Below are 2,178 nucleotides of genomic sequence, written 5' to 3' on the forward strand. Positions count from 1 at the left end.
GCCGTTGCCTTCCTCACCGACGACCCCCTAGAAGCGCCGTTAAAAGGCTTTCCCCCCAATCAACCGAATCTGATATCGGCGATTGAAACCTGGTTAGAGGAAATTTGAGAAACCGGTTTTCTGCGACAGTTTCACCTACAAATCAGAGATTGGGATAGAAACCCAGTTTCTGGCTACTTAATACACCTCATCATGGCTGCCCATATCAACAAATACAGCTTTTTCATCCTCTGTAAAATAGAATAACACTCTCTCATCATAACCCACACTGAAACTCCATAAATCTTTCAACTTACCCGATAGTTTGTGCGTCTTTAAAGTAGGGTCAAATGGATCGAGGATAAACAAGTCTAACTTTTGCCAAAACCTTGTTTCTAAATCCTGATTGCCTTTAATTTTCTTTTTAAAAGCCCGTTTAAAAGCAGAGCTAAAAGGGTCTTCTGGGTTTAGGGTGATAAGGAAAATTTATGGCAGATTACACCCGTTACTGTAGGGGCGAAAAATTTTTCGCCCCTACTTCCATGATTATTCTTCAATCATCTCCTTCAATTTATCAATCTGGTTGGAGAACTTAAGATTTCCTTGTTTTTCTTCCTGCTGGGCTACTTGGAAATTCTTATAAATATTGTCACGAGATTCTTCACGAAGATATTGCTGTAACAACATTGAAATTTCTTGTTTTTCATCGATAGAAAGACCTTTTATTGCTTCAACTACATCATTAAATCTCATCATTGACTAAGCCTCACGGTACTGACTTACTTTGAATGATATTCTATTTTGCCATAAACCAACCGACACCCCAGCCTTCCTCACGGACGAACCCCTAGAATTGCCTCAACGCCGACATCCTCGCCCCCGCGAACGGGAAATCGCCCTCACCCTGGCTCGAACCTGATTTGGGACATCACTTGTCCCGACGAAGACCCCGCAGAACTGCGATCGCCACCTCAAAACCCTCAAACGCGCCCCACCTCCTCCCCCACCGTGCCATTCTCTTCGGTAGCGAATTTCCACCCCGACCCAACCCACCCCAGAACTCATCGCCTTTTGCCAAAAACTGACCGGGGTAATCGCCGTAGCCTTCCTCACCGACGAATCCCTAGAAGCGCAGTAGAAAGGCTTTCCCCCCAATCAACGAAATCTGATATCTGCTATTGAAACCTGGTTAGAGGAAATTAAGGCGTATTCGTAATTTCCACAATCATTTCTCCTTGGCGTAATTGCTCTAATGCATTCGGTAAAGTCGCTATTAACAATTGTTGCAAGTTGCGGTTCGTGACATTGCCACAAGTTAGCCACAAAATTTGAGGAGGCGTTCCTAAACGACAGACCAAGTCAATGAAATCACTGTCTTTCGTGATAATCACCACATTTTCAGCCCGTGCTGCTGCAAAAATCTCGATATCTTGAGCATCCCGTAATCCTAAATCTCGCAATGCTCTGGCTTCTAAACCAAAGGTTTCTGTCAGCCAACTTGCCAATGTAGGCGGAAGTTGAGCATCGATCCAAATTTTCATGCGGTTAGTCTAGGAAAATCAGTACGTCTTGCTGCAAAGACTAAACAGGCTTGAATATCTGCGAGTTCTAAATCCGGAAAATCTTCTAAAATTTCAGAAATGCTAACATTTTCAGCTAACATTTCTAAAATATCGGTGACTCGAATTCGCATCCCGCGAATACAGGGACGACCCCCACATTGACCGGGATTTTGCGTAATTCGGCTCATTAATTCAGGAGTTAAAGTCATATTTTTAAGGCTGAATGTGTGATTACACCTCATAAATTATAGCCGATCGCGCTCCTCAATTCTTGCAGGAATAAGCGCTCACCTCCGAATCTCTGCAACACCTGCCGATGTATTGCCTCAACGCCGACCTCCTCGCTGACGAAACCCGCGAAGGGGAAATCGCCCTCACCCTCAGCGAACTGATTTGGGAAATCACTTGTCCCGACGAAGACCCCCCGGAACCCGCCACCGCCGCTGAACTGCGCCGCCACCTCAAAACCCTAAAACGCGCCCCACCTCCTCCCCCACCGCGCTATCCTCTTCGGTAGCGAAACGGTTTCCACCCCGACCCAACTCACCCCAGAACTCATGGCCTTTTGCCAAAAACTGACGGGGGTAATTGCCGTTGCCTTCCTCACCGACGACCCCCTAGAAGCGCCGTTAAAAGG

The 2,178-nt window shown here is 46.2% G+C and carries 6 protein-coding genes; 3 read left to right on the forward strand and 3 right to left on the reverse strand.

Features of this window, described 5'->3' with window-relative positions; all coding sequences use genetic code 11:
• Positions 1-108 (forward strand): NACHT C-terminal alpha/beta 1 domain-containing protein (locus LKK83_RS31910; RefSeq protein ID WP_442957262.1); only part of this gene is annotated, 108 nt, incomplete at its 5' end.
• Positions 109-525: 417 nt separating this feature from the next.
• Here LKK83_RS31910 and LKK83_RS01455 read toward each other — a convergent pair.
• A complete protein-coding gene (locus tag LKK83_RS01455) occupies positions 526-735 on the reverse strand; it encodes a hypothetical protein (RefSeq protein ID WP_046320858.1) in 210 nt (69 codons plus the stop codon).
• Between the two features lie 28 nt (positions 736-763).
• Between LKK83_RS01455 and LKK83_RS01460 the strand changes: the two genes are divergently transcribed.
• Positions 764-898, forward strand: a complete 135-nt coding sequence (locus LKK83_RS01460; RefSeq protein WP_324628971.1) for a hypothetical protein — start codon at positions 764-766, stop codon at positions 896-898.
• Between the two features lie 280 nt (positions 899-1,178).
• Here the strand turns inward: LKK83_RS01460 and LKK83_RS01465 are convergent, their stop codons facing one another.
• Together LKK83_RS01465 and LKK83_RS01470 are read right to left on the reverse strand one after the other, a co-directional pair.
• Positions 1,179-1,520: a DUF5615 family PIN-like protein gene (locus tag LKK83_RS01465; RefSeq protein WP_324628972.1), complete on the reverse strand. Its 342-nt coding sequence runs from the start codon at positions 1,518-1,520 to the stop codon at positions 1,179-1,181.
• Positions 1,517-1,750 (reverse strand): DUF433 domain-containing protein, encoded by a 234-nt coding sequence (locus tag LKK83_RS01470; RefSeq protein ID WP_324628973.1) that lies wholly within the window; start codon positions 1,748-1,750, stop codon positions 1,517-1,519. The genes LKK83_RS01465 and LKK83_RS01470 overlap by 4 nt, the downstream gene beginning before the upstream one ends.
• A gap of 107 nt (positions 1,751-1,857) precedes the next feature.
• On the opposite strand from LKK83_RS01470, the gene LKK83_RS01475 reads away from it, so the two are divergent.
• The gene (locus LKK83_RS01475; protein ID WP_324628974.1) at positions 1,858-2,058 is read left to right on the forward strand and encodes an NACHT C-terminal alpha/beta 1 domain-containing protein; all 201 of its coding nucleotides are present in this window, start codon (positions 1,858-1,860) and stop codon (positions 2,056-2,058) included.
• Positions 2,059-2,178 lie beyond the last annotated feature (120 nt).

It is taken from the genome of Phormidium sp. CCY1219 (genome assembly GCF_035615515.1).
GTDB lineage: Bacteria > Cyanobacteriota > Cyanobacteriia > Cyanobacteriales > Laspinemataceae > CCY1219.